Annotated in this window: 14 protein-coding genes; 4 read left to right on the top strand and 10 right to left on the bottom strand. The window is 52.6% G+C overall.

Annotated features, from left to right (window positions below; genetic code table 11):
• Positions 1-18: 18 nt before the first annotated feature.
• Complete coding sequence (locus LBQ97_09645) at positions 19-786, bottom strand: alpha/beta hydrolase (protein ID MDR1832968.1); 768 nt, start codon at positions 784-786, stop codon at positions 19-21.
• 440 nt (positions 787-1,226) lie between these two features.
• On the opposite strand from LBQ97_09645, the gene LBQ97_09640 reads away from it, so the two are divergent.
• The 4 genes from LBQ97_09640 (at position 1,227) to LBQ97_09625 (ending at position 5,203) form a co-directional block, all read left to right on the top strand.
• Positions 1,227-2,267, top strand: coding sequence for a hypothetical protein (locus LBQ97_09640; GenBank protein MDR1832967.1), 1,041 nt, complete (start codon positions 1,227-1,229; stop codon positions 2,265-2,267).
• Between the two features lie 354 nt (positions 2,268-2,621).
• The gene (locus LBQ97_09635; GenBank protein MDR1832966.1) at positions 2,622-3,086 is read left to right on the top strand and encodes a hypothetical protein; all 465 of its coding nucleotides are present in this window, start codon (positions 2,622-2,624) and stop codon (positions 3,084-3,086) included.
• A gap of 69 nt (positions 3,087-3,155) precedes the next feature.
• The gene (locus tag LBQ97_09630) at positions 3,156-3,641 is read left to right on the top strand and encodes a thermonuclease family protein (protein ID MDR1832965.1); all 486 of its coding nucleotides are present in this window, start codon (positions 3,156-3,158) and stop codon (positions 3,639-3,641) included.
• Positions 3,642-3,682: 41 nt separating this feature from the next.
• Positions 3,683-5,203, top strand: coding sequence for a carboxypeptidase M32 (locus LBQ97_09625; GenBank protein MDR1832964.1), 1,521 nt, complete (start codon positions 3,683-3,685; stop codon positions 5,201-5,203).
• Positions 5,204-5,257: 54 nt separating this feature from the next.
• Here the strand turns inward: LBQ97_09625 and ftsZ are convergent, their stop codons facing one another.
• From ftsZ to mraY, 9 genes are all read right to left on the bottom strand, one after another.
• The gene (gene ftsZ, locus LBQ97_09620; GenBank protein MDR1832963.1) at positions 5,258-6,352 is read right to left on the bottom strand and encodes a cell division protein FtsZ; all 1,095 of its coding nucleotides are present in this window, start codon (positions 6,350-6,352) and stop codon (positions 5,258-5,260) included.
• Positions 6,353-6,405: 53 nt separating this feature from the next.
• Positions 6,406-8,013, bottom strand: a complete 1,608-nt coding sequence (locus LBQ97_09615; protein MDR1832962.1) for a rod shape-determining protein — start codon at positions 8,011-8,013, stop codon at positions 6,406-6,408.
• 16 nt (positions 8,014-8,029) lie between these two features.
• Complete coding sequence (locus LBQ97_09610; GenBank protein MDR1832961.1) at positions 8,030-8,779, bottom strand: cell division protein FtsQ/DivIB; 750 nt, start codon at positions 8,777-8,779, stop codon at positions 8,030-8,032.
• 27 nt (positions 8,780-8,806) lie between these two features.
• A complete protein-coding gene (locus LBQ97_09605; GenBank protein ID MDR1832960.1) occupies positions 8,807-9,679 on the bottom strand; it encodes a D-alanine--D-alanine ligase in 873 nt (290 codons plus the stop codon).
• Between the two features lie 63 nt (positions 9,680-9,742).
• Positions 9,743-10,582 carry a UDP-N-acetylmuramate dehydrogenase gene (gene murB / locus LBQ97_09600; GenBank protein ID MDR1832959.1) on the bottom strand — a complete coding sequence of 280 codons (840 nt, stop codon included), beginning with the start codon at positions 10,580-10,582 and terminating at the stop codon, positions 9,743-9,745.
• A gap of 4 nt (positions 10,583-10,586) precedes the next feature.
• Positions 10,587-11,963: a UDP-N-acetylmuramate--L-alanine ligase gene (gene murC / locus LBQ97_09595; protein MDR1832958.1), complete on the bottom strand. Its 1,377-nt coding sequence runs from the start codon at positions 11,961-11,963 to the stop codon at positions 10,587-10,589.
• Entirely contained in the window at positions 11,960-13,033 is a 1,074-nt protein-coding gene (gene murG / locus LBQ97_09590; GenBank protein MDR1832957.1) for an undecaprenyldiphospho-muramoylpentapeptide beta-N-acetylglucosaminyltransferase, read from the bottom strand. The genes murC and murG overlap by 4 nt, the downstream gene beginning before the upstream one ends.
• A gap of 16 nt (positions 13,034-13,049) precedes the next feature.
• Positions 13,050-14,369 (bottom strand): UDP-N-acetylmuramoyl-L-alanine--D-glutamate ligase, encoded by a 1,320-nt coding sequence (murD, locus tag LBQ97_09585; protein MDR1832956.1) that lies wholly within the window; start codon positions 14,367-14,369, stop codon positions 13,050-13,052.
• 15 nt (positions 14,370-14,384) lie between these two features.
• Complete coding sequence (gene mraY, locus LBQ97_09580) at positions 14,385-15,473, bottom strand: phospho-N-acetylmuramoyl-pentapeptide-transferase (GenBank protein MDR1832955.1); 1,089 nt, start codon at positions 15,471-15,473, stop codon at positions 14,385-14,387.
• Positions 15,474-15,531 lie beyond the last annotated feature (58 nt).

Raw genomic sequence — 15,531 nt, 5'->3', positions numbered from 1 at the left:
TTGTATGATTGATTTTAATTAAAAATTTTCCCGCTGCAAAACAATCCTCTGCACAATCCGGCAGAATTCACCGGGAGCGTCAAACATCATGTTATGCCCGGCGCCTGGGATCACGATGTTGGAAACGGCCTTTTTCAGAACGAATTCAGGCACATCCCAGCCGCAGATTGATTTTTCTCCGGAAATCAAATACAGGGGAACCGGAAATTCCACGACCTCGCGAACGGTATTTTCATATTGAGCTGTTCCGGTTTCGGTCACAAGGGCTTTCGACATGCCGTAGACGGTTTCAGCCGGCTGGTTGTGCAGGATTTCGTTCGCCCATTCCAGGTTTCCGAATGGAGACCCCATGGATTCGAGCCAGGCCGCCGGGTCGTTCTGCATTTTTTCATATTCCGCCTTGTAGCTCGAAAAATCCTGCTTCGCGATTTGTCCGCTCCAATAAGCGTCTTTCAGGGTAAAATTGCCTTCGGCGTTGATAAAGCCGCTTATGCGCTCCGGAATCCTTTGCGCCGCAAGAAATCCTATGGCGCCTCCCATGCTGTGGCCAATGAGAAAAACGGGCGATTCACAGTCCGTGATATTTTCCGCGATATAATTCACGATATCATCGGCCTGCATTTGCAATGAAAAGCGGGTAGCGTCGCACGCAAAGGCGCGAGATCCATAGCCCAGTAAGTCAGGCGTGTGGACGGTAAATCCTCCTATACGATGAGCAGGATTGTAGTAATGGCTTGATCCCATGAGTCCATGGATCATGACCAGATGTTTTTCTTTGCTTGTCATTTTTTTCACCCCGGTTTCCTGATCGTCAAGTCCGCCCGGACTTCTTCTAAAAACAGCCTGCCAATAATTCTGCAAGCCGGTCAAGTATACCCTAATATTACCATATCCGGTGATTTTTGTCAATTCCGCGAATGAAGAAAAACTTGACATTTTGGGAATTTGTTGCAATAATAAAGGGAAGGGGGCGACTTGATTCTCGCCCGACGGACCGGATAAAACTCACGAAGCGCGAAGGCAGACATTCGAATATGTGGGTAATGAAAAGAAACGATCAGAGGATTCTGATGAACAGTGAAGAAAAGAAATTGCTAAACGAAGAATACAAAATATTCGATTGGAAAATTCTTATCACTGAATTCTTAGTTTTTGTAGTTGTTATATATTGTCAAACTAGGAGTTACTAGGAAAAGCTATCTGAGTTTTTCTTCCCGGAGACAAAAATGAGAGTAGTCAAAGCCTTTTGCTTGCACATTCTATTTGTGTGTTGCGCTTTTACCCATACATTTTCCAGTAGCAAAGAACCGGACCTCTTTGTCGTTGGAAGAAAATACATCTATGGCCGAGACCATGATTATAGTTATCTATGGAAAAGCGGACATGTAGAATCTATTTCAGAAGATGCAAAAAACGTATGGATCAGAGGTATAACCGTTTATAAAAAAAATGTCTATTTGATCGGATTGAAGGACGGAATTGAAACAGTCTGGATTAATGGGATTCCGGAAAAAATAACGGAAGATACGCCAGATACCGGTCAGCTCGTGGATATTTTTGCAAATGAATCCGGAGTTTACGTTTTAAAGAGCGCGCTGCATAAACTGTATTATTACAGAAATGGAAAAAAGACTGTGGTGACGGATACCGGCCATGGAAAAATGTTTCATGCGCAAGGAATACATGTTTCCGAAGATGATGTCTTTATTACTGCTTGGCTTGATCCGAATATGCCAAAATTCTCTCCTGCTACATATAAAAATGCTGAATATACCGTTCTCCTGAAAAATGGGGATGAGTTTCCGCTTGAAGAGCCCGGATCAGCTTGGATAAAAAGCAGTGGAATGCTTTTTCTTGGTGATGATTCCTACCTTGCAGGCACAAATTCACGACATACTTTACGCGGGCGCTATATTTATACGCCGGTTTTTTGGAAAAACGGGAAAAAATCAGTTTTGACTTCAAAATTCAAAAGCGCGAAAGCCACAGCATTGGCGGTAGAAGATAATACCGTATACATTGCAGGCTCGGGTTATCGGGACGACCACCCCAAAAACCCGACGGCCCTTCTCTGGATCAATGGAATTGAGCATGTATTGTCCTCGGGAGAAGCGGCTGCAATAAAAGTAATCGGCGGCAATATTTATATCGCAGGATTTCAAGTTGACGACAACAAATACAAGATCAAATTCTGGAAGAACGGAACCGAGTTGGAGCTACCCAATATGTTGACTGATTTTATACCCGAATACTTCTTCATTAATTGAACTTTTTTGAGTCACAAGTAAACATCAAATTCACCCGGAAGATATCACCGGACAAAAGCAGGTGAGGATTTATTGTAAATACCAGCGGAAACGCCACGTTCAGCGGCGCCAAAGTCGAGGCGGATGAATTAAAACTTGACATCGGCGGAGTTTTATTGCAATATAACAGGGAAGAGAAGGACGTTGATGGAGAGAAATTTTCGCTTCGTGACTGAAAAAGAAAAAATCATCCTCAAGCACTACAGCTATAACGGCATTGAAAACCTATAATTTTTATAGTTATTTCGGCAGTTTTTTTTCGTTCTTTGTAAGCTTACATCTAATGAGAATTTCTTAATTTTTGTATATTTTACTTTGTTCTACAGCATGATTGCAATATTAGATAGCTTTTTTAAGCAATACTCTTACAATTCATTTGAAGAAATGGTGATTGCTGATAATTTTATAACGATTCGCAACTATTTTCGCCCGTTTGTCACACCCTTCAAAGAAGTCGTCTTTGCCAATGACAGCAGTCTGCTCTTGAAATACAACAGCACAGCAAATATAGAATTTTCCAGCTTGTTTCATCATATTTGCCCAAAATATTTCAGGAAATTTTCCCCGATCGTTCTATTAAACATAAGCAACAATACAATACTTAAAAAACCGGAAAAAGTGCGTGGAATGTGGCTTTCCACAAAGAACACCGATTATTCTTTCGGGACAATGATGTCCAAGGAAAGCTACGACGAAATCCTTGCCTTGATTCTCGCCCAACGCGCCAAGTGGGAGAAAGAGCATCCGGAAGTGGGAACTCAGCCGGAAATTTCCCTATAAAATTTGCAAAATCCCCGCGGATATGCTATGATTAGGCATGGAACCAAAAAAACCTATTCGGGAGGAAAGATGAAAAAATTCTTCGGCGCTCTCCTCTGCGCCTTGTTTCTCGTAACCGCCGCCTGCGGTCAACCCCAAAAATACGACATCCGCGCCCGGGTCATCAACGTCCATGACGGCGACACCTTCACGGTGGACGTGGGCGGCAAGCGGCAACGGATCCGCATGTACGCCATCGAGGCCCCGGAACTCAACCAATCCTACGGCAGGCAGTCCCAGCGCTATCTGGCGCAGCGGATCGAGGGCGAGACCGTGGATATTGAAAAAATCGACATTGACCAGTACAACCGGATCCTCGGACGGGTCTATTTCAAGGGCGACGACATCAACCTCGAGATGATCCGCGAGGGAAACGCCTGGTTTTATCGGGGTTACAAGCCCACGAAGGAAGATGTGTACCGGAAGACCGAGACCGAGGCCAAAAACGCCCGCAAGGGCTTCTGGCGGGAGCGGAACCCCGTTTACCCCCTCGAATGGAAGAAGAAAAACAACTAGCCAAATTCGCAAAGCAAAAAATCCCACACAAGAGGTGACCCATGGCAAAAAAAGAACTGACCCTGACGGAATACACAAAGCAATACAAGGACCTGATGACGGAATACAACCTGATCGAGGCGACGACCACCATGCTGCAATGGGAGCTGGAAACCATCGCCCCTGAAGGCGGCGTGGCTCTGCTTTCAAAGCTCATGGGCTATTACGCCATGAAGAGCTACGACATCCTGACTTCCGACAAACTGAAAAAAATCCTCGCCTTTTTCAATAAAAACAAGGCTGACCTGAGTCCCGTCCTGCGGCGGGAAACGGAAGTCCTGACCGAGGACATGACGCGCATAAGCCTCATTCCCCCCGCCGAATACAAGGCTTACAAAGAGCTCCTGACCGAAGCCCAGCCCCTGTGGCAGAAAGCCAAGGCCAAGGGGGATTTCGGCATGTTTGCCAAGACGCTGCAAAAGATCTTCGACTACAGCAAGAAATTCGCCCGCTATGAGTACGAGACCAAGGACGCGGCCTTCAAAAAGGAAAAGACCCTCTACGACATCAACCTCGAGCAATATGAAAAGGGCATGGACACAAAGCAACTGGACATTTTCTTCGGCGCGCTGAAAAAAGAGGTCGTGCCGCTCTTGAAGGAAGTCCTCAAAAAACAGAAGGGGAGGAAGGTCAAGGATCCGCCGCTGACCAAGGAAGTCCAGAAGGAACTCTGCCGCTTCGTGAGCGGCTGGCTGGGCTTTGACTTCACGCGGGGCGCCATGGCCGAAAGCGAGCACCCCTTCACGACGCATTTTGACAAATACGACGTCCGCTTTACGACCCGCTACATGAAGGATCCCGCCACATTTGCCCTGCTCAGTACCATGCACGAAACGGGCCACGCGATCTATGAACAGCAGATCGACGACAAATACAACGGGACCATCCTCGGCCACGGGGCCAGCAACGGCCTCCACGAGTCCCAGTCGCGCTTTTACGAAAACATCATCGGCCGCGACCGGCATTTCTGGAAAGGGCTCGAGAAAAACAAAGCCCTCGCCCCGGTATTTTCGCAAATGAGCCTCGCCGATTTTCATTTTCTGATCAATAAAGTCGAGCCATCCCTGATCCGCATCGAAGCCGACGAGCTGACTTATCCGCTCCACATCATGGTCCGCTACGAGATCGAAAAGGGCGTTTTCAACGACACGATCAAGGTCAAGGACCTCGCCGACGTATGGCGGGAGAAAATGCGCGAATACCTCGGCGTCGCCCCCAAAGACGACGGCGCGGGCGTCTTGCAGGACGTCCACTGGGCCGACGGACTAATCGGCTATTTCCCCAGCTACGCCATCGGCTCGGCCTACGCGGCCCAGATTTACGCCGCCATGAAAAAGGACCTGCCCGTGGAAAAGCTCCTCGAAAAGGGAGATCTCCAGACGATCAAGGGCTGGCTCCGGGAGAAAATCCATCGCTACGGCCATTTCAAGGACAGCCGGGACATCGTGAAAAAAGTCTGCGGCGAGACGCTCAATCCCGACTACTACGTCGCCTACCTGCGGGAAAAATTCCTGAATCTCTGAAAACCGCCAAAATAAAAACCCTCCGGCTCGCCGGAGGGCATTTTTTCGTAATCCCTAATTTTTTCCCCAACCCCAGTTATCCGGCCAGGGTCTTTTATCTAAGTCATTGGCGGCGCCGCCTTTCCCGGAGACCGGCCCGCTTCCGCCCTTGCCGTCGCCGGCCGTTTTCTTCTCTTTTTCTTTTTGCGCGTTTATGGCGGCCTCTTCGGTAAAGTTGGTGGCCACGAGGATCACCTGCAGTCTTCCGCCCATACCGTCGTCGTAAATGACGCCCCACTGGCCGTCTTCAACATCGCGTCCCGTGGCGTCTTTGATGATATTCGTGATCAGCTGGGCCTCATCGAGCCCCAGGGACTCGTCGGCCGTGATGTTGATCAAAATCTTTTCGGCGCCCAAAATCTGCTTTTCCAGAAGCGGGGATTCCAGCGCCTTGGTGGCCGCTTCAACGGCCCGGTTTTCCTTGGAATCGCTTTCGCCGAAACCGAACATGGTGATGCCCGAATTTTTCAGGATGCTCTTGACGTCGGCAAAGTCGAGGTTGATGAGTCCCTGCTTCAGCATAAGGTCAGAAATCCCTTGAATACCGATCTTCAGGACTTTATTGGCCTCATGGAAGGCGTTTTTCAGCGTAATTTTCTTTTCGGGCAGCTCAAAGAGCTTGTCATTGGGAATGATCACGATGGAATCCACGACTTTTTCAAGATTGCCGATCCCCATTTCCGCGTTGTTGGCCCGCTTTTTTCCTTCGAAATTGAACGGTTTCGTCACGACGGCCACGGTCAGGATCCCCATTTCCCGGGAAATCTCCGCGATAATGGGCGAAGCGCCCGTGCCGGTCCCGCCGCCCATGCCGGCCGTAATAAAGACCATATCGACTCCCTCAAGGAGCTTCGCGATCTTTTCCTTGTCCTCTTCGGCGGCCTGCCGCCCGATATCAGGATCAGCGCCGGCCCCCTTTCCCTTGGTGAGCTTCTCACCCAATTGCAGCCGCGTATTGGCAAGGGATTTGTTCAAATCCTGGACATCCGTATTGGCGGCGACAAATTCGACGCCCGTGACGCCCGACTCTGTCATATCGTTGATGGCGTTACCGCCGCCTCCGCCGACGCCGATTACCATGATTTTTACCGGTTTGCTTTCCTGTAACATGCCTTTCCCCCTTTAGCGCTTGGTTTTCATTCGCGTGAGTCCTTTGAACCGATTTATGCTTTATAATTTTCGGCAAATCTTTTCCACCAGTCTTTTAATTTTTGCCCGATCTTTTCCTTTCCGTCTCCTCCGGTATCTTTTTCCGTTTTTTTCTCCGCTACAGCTTCGCCGCTGAGCAATGTTCGGAATTTTTCGTCCTCTTCGTCGGAGACTTTGGCCGGATCGGCAGCCGTTTCCCCGGAACCCGCCGGAGGTTCCGTCACGGGCGGGATCGGATCAGGCGGGAGAAAGACTTCTTTTGTCGGCGTTTCCGTCGTCTCCCGGACCGCCTGTGCATCCGCCGCCGGTTCCGGCGCTTTTTCCGGATAATCAGCCGACGCCGCGGAAGCGGCTTCGGGCTTGACGTCTCCCGTTGTTTCCGGCGTTTCCGCAACCTTGGGCGCTTCCGTCCGCCGGATTGTTTCGAAGGCTTTTTCGATGGCCTCGCCGAAAAGCCCGATAACGGCGCTCATACGCTCGTTGACTTCCGTCAGGCCGTTGATCCGTACGGGTAGTGAGGCCTTGACCGGATATTTCGTGATCGTCCGGATCTTCTCCGCGACGCCCGGCACTCGCGCGCCGCCGCCGGTCAGCACGATTCCCCGGAAGCCTCCCTTGAGCTCGGGCACTCTGTCTTTGATCTCCCGGGCCAGCTGCTCACAGCGCAACTCAATGATATTCCGGACATATTCCCCCCGGCAGGCGACGCCGTCTCTGGCGTACATCTTGTTGTCGCCGATTTCGCCCCGCAGGTACATGTCGTAGAATTCCCGGGCGTATTTTTTGTTGATGACGCTCTGGGTACAGCGCTTTTCCTGCTCAATGTAATTGATGTATTCCGGCAAGCTGCAGAGATCCATGACAAAGTGCATGGTTCCCAGCTTGAAGCTGTCAAAGAACAACAGACGGTTGTATTTGAACATCACGATGTCCGTGGAGCCCTCGCCGATGTCGACGAGGACGACGCCGTTTGTCTTGTCCTCGTTGCGTAGGGTGGCCATGGCGGCCGCATAGCCGTTGGCCATGACGTCTTCGATTTCCGGCCCGTCGGGAATTTTCTTCATCAGCCGCTCGTAGCGGCGGCAGAGGGCCTCCTCCATATAGACGAAATAGACGTCGGCCCGCAATTGGCTGGATTTCCTGCCAAGGGGCGACGGAATGGTCTTGTTGTCGTCGCTGACTTTGATGTTGTACATTTCCCGGTGGACGACCCTGTCCCCGGGCTTCAGGAGTTCGCGTTCTGCGGCCTCGTAGAAGTCTTCGATTTCCTTTTCCGTGATCTCTCTTTCGTCAAAGGCGATCGTGAGGCCGTTTTTTCTCGCGGTCCGGAAAGCCGTCCCGCCCAGCCCCAGCGTGACTTTTTCGACGGGCCCGTCGTTGATTTTGAGATTTTCAAGGGTCCGGGCAATAACGGCGCTCAGGCTCAACTCGTCGGTGATCTCCGATTTTTCCATGCCGCTGCCGGGAATTTCCACGTACTTGAGAATGGAAACCCCGGGCAGGCTGTCGGCCCCCGCGTAGGTCATTTCTCCGATGATTCCCTTGATTTTGTCGTTTCCGATGTCAATGACGGTCTTTACCGTATGAAACCCCGGCCTGTCAGGCCCGTTTTCCCTTGTCATTATTTCCTCCAGAACACTACTGTCCTACTGTTCCGCCTTTTTTTTCGCCGTCGCTTTCCTTCACCACAAAGTTTTCAAAGCGCAAATCGATATACTCTATTCGCTTGCCGTCGCTCTTCAACTCGTAATATAAATTTCCGGCAATCTTGTATTTCCCCCGTTCCACTTCGTGGTTGGTCCGGACAATGGTCCCGTCCGAAAGGATCAGGTTGACGCAATATTTGTCGCTCTCCTGGATCTGCGAAATGTCTTTCAGGAGCGTTTCATCCATATTTTTGATGATCTCAATGAAGGTCTTTGTCTTCCTGGCTTTTTCGGGATCGTTGTCCCGAATCACAAAGAGCGGCAGATCCCGCTTTTCCTTTTCATTCAAAAACCCGAAGAGGACTCCCTCTTCATCGAGGAGATAGATCCTGCTGTCCTGCTGGATATAGGAAAAGGGCTCCCGTTCCGTGATCTCGAAAGTGAGCTCATCGGGGGCGCTCGGATACACCCGGGCGTCTTTGATCCTGACGTCCTTCTTCAACAGTTCTTCTATGGACTTGCAGTCGATCTCCCATATACTACTATTATAAGTTATTTCCCCTATTTCTGTCAATTCGTTTTCCGATATTTTTACATCGCCCTCTCCGCCGCCCCTGTCCCTGAAGACGATTTTCGGGGTCTTCACCCGAAACAGCGGCGCGTTGAGAAAGCGGCCGGGAATATACCAGAACAGGAAACTCACGGCGGTCAGAAGCGATATTCGGAAGAAAAACCGGAACATGGCGTCACATCCCCCATGTCATAAAATCTATCTGGGCCCGAAGGTCTCCACGGTAATCCGGACCAGATCGTCGTAGGAATAGCCCTTCAGCGTCCCCAGATCGGGCACGAGACTCGTCTTGGTCATGCCGGGGCAGGTGTTGACTTCAAGGAAATAAAGCTCGTCTCCTTTCAGGAGAAAATCGCTGCGGGAAATGCCCGAAAGGCCCAATTCCCGATGGATCAGCTCCGACGCCGCCATGGCTTCGTCGTAGGCCTGTTTTTTGATTTTGGCGGGAAATTCGTGGACGGAACCGCCCACGGCGTATTTGGATTGATAGTCGTAGGTCTCGGCGGCCTTGGGGAATATCCGCAGCACACCCAGAGCTTCCCCGTTCAAAACGCCTACGGTCAGCTCCTCCCCCTTGATGAATTCCTCAATCACAAGCTTTTTCCCGCCCGACAGCGCCACGGCCTTTTCGGCCTCGCCTTTGTCGGCGCAGATGTAGACCCCGACGGAAGAGCCTTCCCGGGCGGGTTTAACGACCACGGGCCAGCTGTCCACATCCTCGAGGCGCTCCCAGGACTTGGCGACGCGAATCCCGCAGTCGCGGGCAATCCGCTTGGTCAGGGCCTTGTCCATGGCCACGGCGCTGGGAATCACGCCCGAACCTGTATAGGGCTTGCCGAGCATGTCCAGGACGCTCTGGACCCTCCCCCCTTCCCCTTCTTCCCCGTGAAAGGCCAGATAGGCGAGGTCATAGACGTTGTCGGTATAGGCGCTCAGCCGGTTTTCCGCCGTCACATCGACGCCGTAGGCGTCATAGCCCTGTCTTTGCAGGCTCTCCAGAATCGCCTGCCCCGTCCAGAGGGACACTTCCCGTTCCGACGAGACGCCTCCCATAAATACGGCAATTTTCATTCTTTCCTCCTTTACAGCATAGCATACAGACTACGACAAAAACTGTCGTTATGAAAAATTTTTTCAGGTCAGGACAATAATTTCCTCTTTGAGCGTAATCCCGAATTTTTCCCGGACGCCGTCCCGCATGAGGGCCATGAGGCCCGTGACGTCTGAAAATGTGGCGTTTCCGAGGTTGATGATAAAATTGGGGTGCTTTTCCGAGATCTGCGCGCCCCCCCGGACGGTCCCCTTGAGGCCCGCTTCGGCCACGAGCCGCGCCGCGAAGTCGTTTTCCGGATTCTTGAACGTGCTGCCGAGGCTGGGGTAATTGAGGGGCTGCTTTTCCTCCCGGGTCGCCTGGATTTCCCTTACCCGGGCGAGGTCGAAGCCCCGCCGGAAGCGAAACGTCACCGAGAGAATCACCCAGTTCTTTTCCTGAATCTCCGTATGCCGGTAAGAGGACTTGATCTCATGCCCCTTAAGCTTCCTGAAGGCGTGGTTTTCGTCGAAGATTTCCACCTCGTCGACGCAGTCGAAGATCCAGCTGCCGTAAGCCCCGCCGTTCATCCAGGTGAGCCCGCCCACGGAGCCGGGGATGCCCGCCAGATTTTCCAGGCCCGAATAGTCCTTTTCCCGCATAAAGCGGATCACGTCTTTGAAATCGGCGCCCGCGCCGACCCGGACGAGACCCTTGCCCAAATCCACGATACCGCCGGTTTTTTTCACCGACACGAAGGTATACCGCAGCGGTCCGTCGTAGAAGAGCGTGTTGGTGCCGTTGCCAAGGAGAAAGATCCTGTCGTATTTCTCATAAACGGCGGGGAGTTCTTCCCGGGCCTCGATCTCGATATATCGATCGGCAATCCCGCCGATCCGCATATTGGATTTTTCCCGCATGGGAAATTGCTCGTGGACAATCATCGTATCAAACCCCGCCTTCCCGCGCCCGAAGCGCGTCGCCGGCGTCCCGGGCGATCTTGGAAATATCGCCGGCGCCCATAAAAAGCCAGACGCGTTTTCCGCCGGAATTGAGGATCATGTCCTTGATCCGGGCGCTGTCTTTTTCTATCCGGACATTGGGATGCCCGATGGCGTCCCGGAGGTCCTCCAGCGTCACGCCGAATTCATCCCGCTCGCCGGCGCTGTAGATCGGAAGCAGGATCACTTCGCCGGCCTTGTCGAAGACATCCTTGAACTGACGCAGCAAAAACTTGACCCGACTGTAGCGGTGAGGCTGGAAAATCACTGTAATATCGCCCTTTTCAACGGATCTCGCGCCGTCCAGCGTCGCCCGGATTTCCGTCGGGTGATGGGCGTAATCGTCGATAATCCGTATCCCGCTGTTTTCATTTTCATAGACCACATCATAACGCCGCCGGGAGCCCTTGAAGGCCCGCAATTTTTCCCGGATCTCCTCCATAGGAACGCCGAATTTCCCCGCAAGATAGATCACGGGGAGCGAATTTGACACATTGTGCGCGCCCGGTATGGAAAGGGCAAAGCGCCCGAGGCTCCCGCCGCGCAAGAAGACTTCGTAAGTGGTACTGCGGCCCTCCACGCGGATGTCGGAGGCAAAGATATCGTAATCCCGGTCTCCGATCCCGTAGGTGACGAGGACGGGCGAACGCTGACTGATCCGCTTTTTCATGGCGACGATTTCCCTGACGTTGGGATTGTCGGCGCAGACGACGGCCTCGATCTTCGTCTGGTCCAGAAAGACCGAAAAGGACTTGATGATGTTGCTTAAACTCCCGTGGTTTTCCATGTGGTCTTCTTCGATGTTCGTGATCACGGAATATTTCGGATACATGTATAAAAAGGAGTTGTCGCTCTCGTCGGCTTCGGCCACGAAATACTCGGAAGCGCCGGTCTTGGCGTTGCTGCCGATCTCGGGCAGGATGCCGCCCACGACGATCGTGGGATCCAGATTCAGCATAACCGAGGACATCATGGACGTCGTCGTGGTCTTGCCGTGGGTGCCCGCGATGGCGACGCCGGTCTCATCATTGAGCAGCATGGCCAGGAGCTCGCCCCGCTTCATAATGCGGATCCCCTGTTCCCGGGCGTAGGCGTACTCCGGATTGTCATATTTGATGGCGCTGGAGGCGATGACCATATCGGATCCTTTGACCTGGCTCCCCACATGGGCGCCGTAGATCCGTATTCCCATAGACTCCATCTCATCGGTCACGTAGCTGCGGGTGAGGTCTGAGCCCTTGACGCTGTAGCGCTTCGTCTTCATGATCTTGGCGAGACCGCTCATCCCGATGCCGTTTATGCCGATGAAATAAATTTTCTTCATCCCTTCCTCCAAATGTCTATATTTTCAGCGATTTTGCGGGCGGCATTGTCCCCTTTGAGGTCCTTGATCCGCGCGCGCATGGAAATGAGCCGCTCCCTGTCCTGGATCAGCTCCAGCGCGAATTCGATGGCCTTGTCGGTCTCGAAATTGTTGAAGACGACGCCCGCGCCCTTTTCTTGAAGGATTTCGGCATTATTGGCCTGACCGACTTTTTTGGAGCTGTAGGGGATAATGATCGCGGGTTTTTCGAGCTCGATGATCTCGGAGATCGTCAATGCCCCCGCCCGGCACACCACGAGATCCGCCGCCGACATGATGTGAATCAGGTTGTTGAAATAAGGCTTTACCGTATCGCTGATCTTGACTTTCGTCAGTTTGTTGCTGATTTCTTCGTAGTTGTCCTCGCCCGTGGCCCAGTAGAGCCGGAGCTTTTTATTTTCCACAATGCTGTCCCAGTTGTCTAATACGCCGTTGTTGATGGCCTGAGCCCCGAGGGAGCCGCCGGTGACCACAAGGACTTTTTCGTCGGTTTCGATTTTGAGCTTATCCTTTTCCTCGTCGCTCCGGATCTCGTAAATCTCCTCCCTGAGGGGATTTCCCGTGATCATCATCTTCTTCTGGTACTTGTAGGGTATCGCGTCATAGGTCTTGTCAAAGGCGAGAAAGGTCTTCGCGCAAAAGCGATAGAAAAACTTGTTGGCGCCGCCGATGCTGGCGTTCTGCTCCTGCAGATAGACTTTTTTTCCGGTGAGGAGTCCTCCGAGGACGGCGGGAACCGAAATATAGTTGCCGAAGCCGATGACGGCGGCGGGCTTTTCCTTGAGCACGAGGAAAATGCCCCGGATCAGGCCCCAGCAGAATCTCAGAATATTTTTGACGGTCCTCGGCGGCTTGATGTCGAGGCCCACAAAGCGAAAGCCGTTTTCGGGCACGAGCTCTTTTTCCATCCGGAAGGAACTGCCCACGAAAACGATCGAAGCCCCTTTTTTTCTCAATTCCCGGGCGACCGCCAACGCCGGGTAAATATGCCCGCCCGTGCCACCTGTGGTGATGATGACTTTCTTTTCCATGAGTTTCCCTTTCCCTTCAGAAGATTTTCCGCGTCAAGGCCTTGAATATCCTGCCCCGTTCCTCAAAATTCTTGAATTGATCATAGCTCGATGTCGCCGGAGACAGCAGAATCGTTCGCGGGGTCCCGGGATCGAGGGTTTCCCGCATATGCCGCAGGGCCTTTTCCAGCGTTCCCGAGGGAAATAAGACCGCCGGATCGCAGCCCGCCTCCCGGAGGACCGATTCCAACACAGGCGTCGTCTCTCCGATCAGATAGACCCGGGACGCGTAGGTTTTCACGAGACCCGCCAGCGGCGTCCAGTCAAATTTTTTGTCGTGCCCCCCCAAAATCAGGACGCAACCCGGACAGGCGCTCAGCGCGTAACGGGTCGATTCGATATTCGTCCCCTTGGAGTCGTTGACAAACGTCAGTTGATTCCAGCTGTGAAAGCGCTCCATCCGGTGCTCCACGGTCTCCGTATGGTAGAGGAATTCCCGTATCCGCTCGCCGGGAAGGCCGAGGATATCCGCCGTCGCCACGATAAAAAGCGTGTTTTCAAGGTTGTGCTCCCCTTTGAGGGAGAGTTTGTCGCAGTCGAGGATATCCCGCCCTCGGGCTCTGAGAACCCCGTTTATGGCCGTATAATCGGCGCCGGGATCGCTGCGGGAAAGTGTTGCGACCCGGGCCCGAAGCGGTTTTTTCCGCGCATAGCGGGCCATGATTTCCGGGCTGTCCAAATTCAGGAGAAACATGCCTTCGGGACCTTGGGTATCGGCGATCCGGAATTTGGTTTCGTAATAGTCGTCCAAATCCCGGTAGCGTTCCAGATGGTCGGGCGTCAGGTTGATGATCATGGCGATGTCCGCCCGGAACGTATCGATGTTTTCCAGTTGAAAGGAGCTCATCTCGAGAACGATTTCGGAAAGCCCGTTCTCCTCCGCGGCCAGTTCGGCAAAGGACGCGCCGATATTCCCCGAGCTGGCGGCTTTTCTCCCCGCAGAGCGCAAAAGTTCCGTAATTTTTGTCGTTACGGTCGTCTTGCCGTTTGTCCCCGTAACCGCGATCAGCTTGCCCCCGTAGCCTTTTTCCTTGAGGTAGCGGTAGGCGATCTCGATATCGTTTACTATTTTTATATTTTTTGCCATGGCGCGCCGAACGAGGGGTGTATAGGGGATTCCGGGGCTTTTCACGAAAAGCGCCGTATCGTCCAGATAGCCTTCGGCCTCGGCCGAAGACACACAGCCCGGAACCTTGTCGTCCACAAGGACAATCTTTTTCCCTTCGTTTGCCAAAAGCCCGGCCGCCCCCCTGCCGCTGACGCCGGCCCCGAAGACCATCACCGATTGTGCCGCCATAGGATGTTTTTCTCCTTAAAAAAGCCCGCGCAGACGGATCACGCCCAGCGCCAGGATGCCGAACATGAAGGAGGCAATCCAGAAGCGCATGGTGACCTTGGTCTCCGCGAGACCCATCAGTTCAAAATGATGATGCAACGGCGCCATTTTAAAGATCCTGACGCCCCTGAGCTTGAAGGAGGCCACCTGAAGGATCACGGAAAGCGCCTCCAATACATAGATTCCGCCGACGACAGGCAGAATCAGTTCCTGTTTCAACAATATCGCGACGACTCCCAAAATCCCCCCGAGGGTCAGGGAACCCGTATCGCCCATAAAGACCTGGGCCGGATAAAAATTGTACCAGAGAAAGCCCAGACCCGCGCCGCAGACTCCCGCGAGATAGACCGTGATCTCCCCCGCGCCGTTGATATAATAGAGCTTCAGATGCTGAGTCAGCTCCATATGGCTCGAAAAATAGGCGATGGTAGCCAGCATGGCGCAGCAGATGATCATGGGCATAATGGCCAGCCCATCGAGGCCGTCGGTGATGTTGACGGCGTTGGAGGAGCCCATGAGAATAACTATAATAAATATCAACATTCCGAGACCGCCGATATAAATGGACCAGCGGACGTTAATCGGGCAGATCAGCGTGAGATCCAGCGCCCCGTCTCCGGTGATCCCGTGTTGCGTCACGTAAAGCCACACAATAATGGCGATAATACCCTGCCCCAGCAGCTTTTTCCTGCCGGAGAGGCCTTTTTTGCTCTCGGTGAATTTTTTGTAGTCGTCGATGAAGCCGATGACCGCGAAAGCGACGGTGACGAGGAACAGCAACAGGATTTGCGGATTGATCAGATTGGCCGAAATGAAGTTTGAGAAAAAGAGCACGGCGATAATGAGCACGCCGCCCATGGTGGGCGTCCCTTTTTTGTTCTGGTGCACGCTGGGACCGTCGTCGCGGATCTTTTCGTCAAATTTGCGCCTGTGCAAAAACTCGATGAAGGGCCCGCCGAGGACCACGACCAGCGTAAAAGCCAGCGTAAAGCAAATGAAGCTCCTGAGGTAAATGGATTTTAAAAAGCTCAGTTTCTCAGAAATGATGCCCAAGAGATATAACATGCGTTCTCCTTCTATAGCTTTTCTTTTTCGTTTTCATTGTTGCGGGAATCACACTCCC

The sequence above is a fragment of the Fusobacteriaceae bacterium genome (assembly GCA_031272775.1).
In the GTDB taxonomy this organism is placed as follows: domain Bacteria; phylum Fusobacteriota; class Fusobacteriia; order Fusobacteriales; family Fusobacteriaceae; genus JAISST01.
This window is presented reverse-complemented; position numbering and strand designations above follow the sequence as displayed.

What these genes read in the sequence shown, in the direction of transcription:
- LBQ97_09645 (MDR1832968.1), bottom strand. Translation starts at nt 786, where the DNA reads ATGACAAGCAAAGAAAAACATCTGGTCATGATCCATGGACTCATGGGA.
- LBQ97_09640 (MDR1832967.1), top strand. Translation starts at nt 1,227, where the DNA reads ATGAGAGTAGTCAAAGCCTTTTGCTTGCACATTCTATTTGTGTGTTGC.
- LBQ97_09630 (MDR1832965.1), top strand. Translation starts at nt 3,156, where the DNA reads ATGAAAAAATTCTTCGGCGCTCTCCTCTGCGCCTTGTTTCTCGTAACC.
- LBQ97_09625 (MDR1832964.1), top strand. Translation starts at nt 3,683, where the DNA reads ATGGCAAAAAAAGAACTGACCCTGACGGAATACACAAAGCAATACAAG.
- ftsZ (MDR1832963.1), bottom strand. Translation starts at nt 6,352, where the DNA reads ATGTTACAGGAAAGCAAACCGGTAAAAATCATGGTAATCGGCGTCGGC.
- LBQ97_09615 (MDR1832962.1), bottom strand. Translation starts at nt 8,013, where the DNA reads ATGACAAGGGAAAACGGGCCTGACAGGCCGGGGTTTCATACGGTAAAG.
- LBQ97_09610 (MDR1832961.1), bottom strand. Translation starts at nt 8,779, where the DNA reads ATGTTCCGGTTTTTCTTCCGAATATCGCTTCTGACCGCCGTGAGTTTC.
- LBQ97_09605 (MDR1832960.1), bottom strand. Translation starts at nt 9,679, where the DNA reads ATGAAAATTGCCGTATTTATGGGAGGCGTCTCGTCGGAACGGGAAGTG.
- murB (MDR1832959.1), bottom strand. Translation starts at nt 10,582, where the DNA reads ATGATTGTCCACGAGCAATTTCCCATGCGGGAAAAATCCAATATGCGG.
- murC (MDR1832958.1), bottom strand. Translation starts at nt 11,963, where the DNA reads ATGAAGAAAATTTATTTCATCGGCATAAACGGCATCGGGATGAGCGGT.
- murG (MDR1832957.1), bottom strand. Translation starts at nt 13,033, where the DNA reads ATGGAAAAGAAAGTCATCATCACCACAGGTGGCACGGGCGGGCATATT.
- murD (MDR1832956.1), bottom strand. Translation starts at nt 14,369, where the DNA reads ATGGCGGCACAATCGGTGATGGTCTTCGGGGCCGGCGTCAGCGGCAGG.
- mraY (MDR1832955.1), bottom strand. Translation starts at nt 15,473, where the DNA reads ATGTTATATCTCTTGGGCATCATTTCTGAGAAACTGAGCTTTTTAAAA.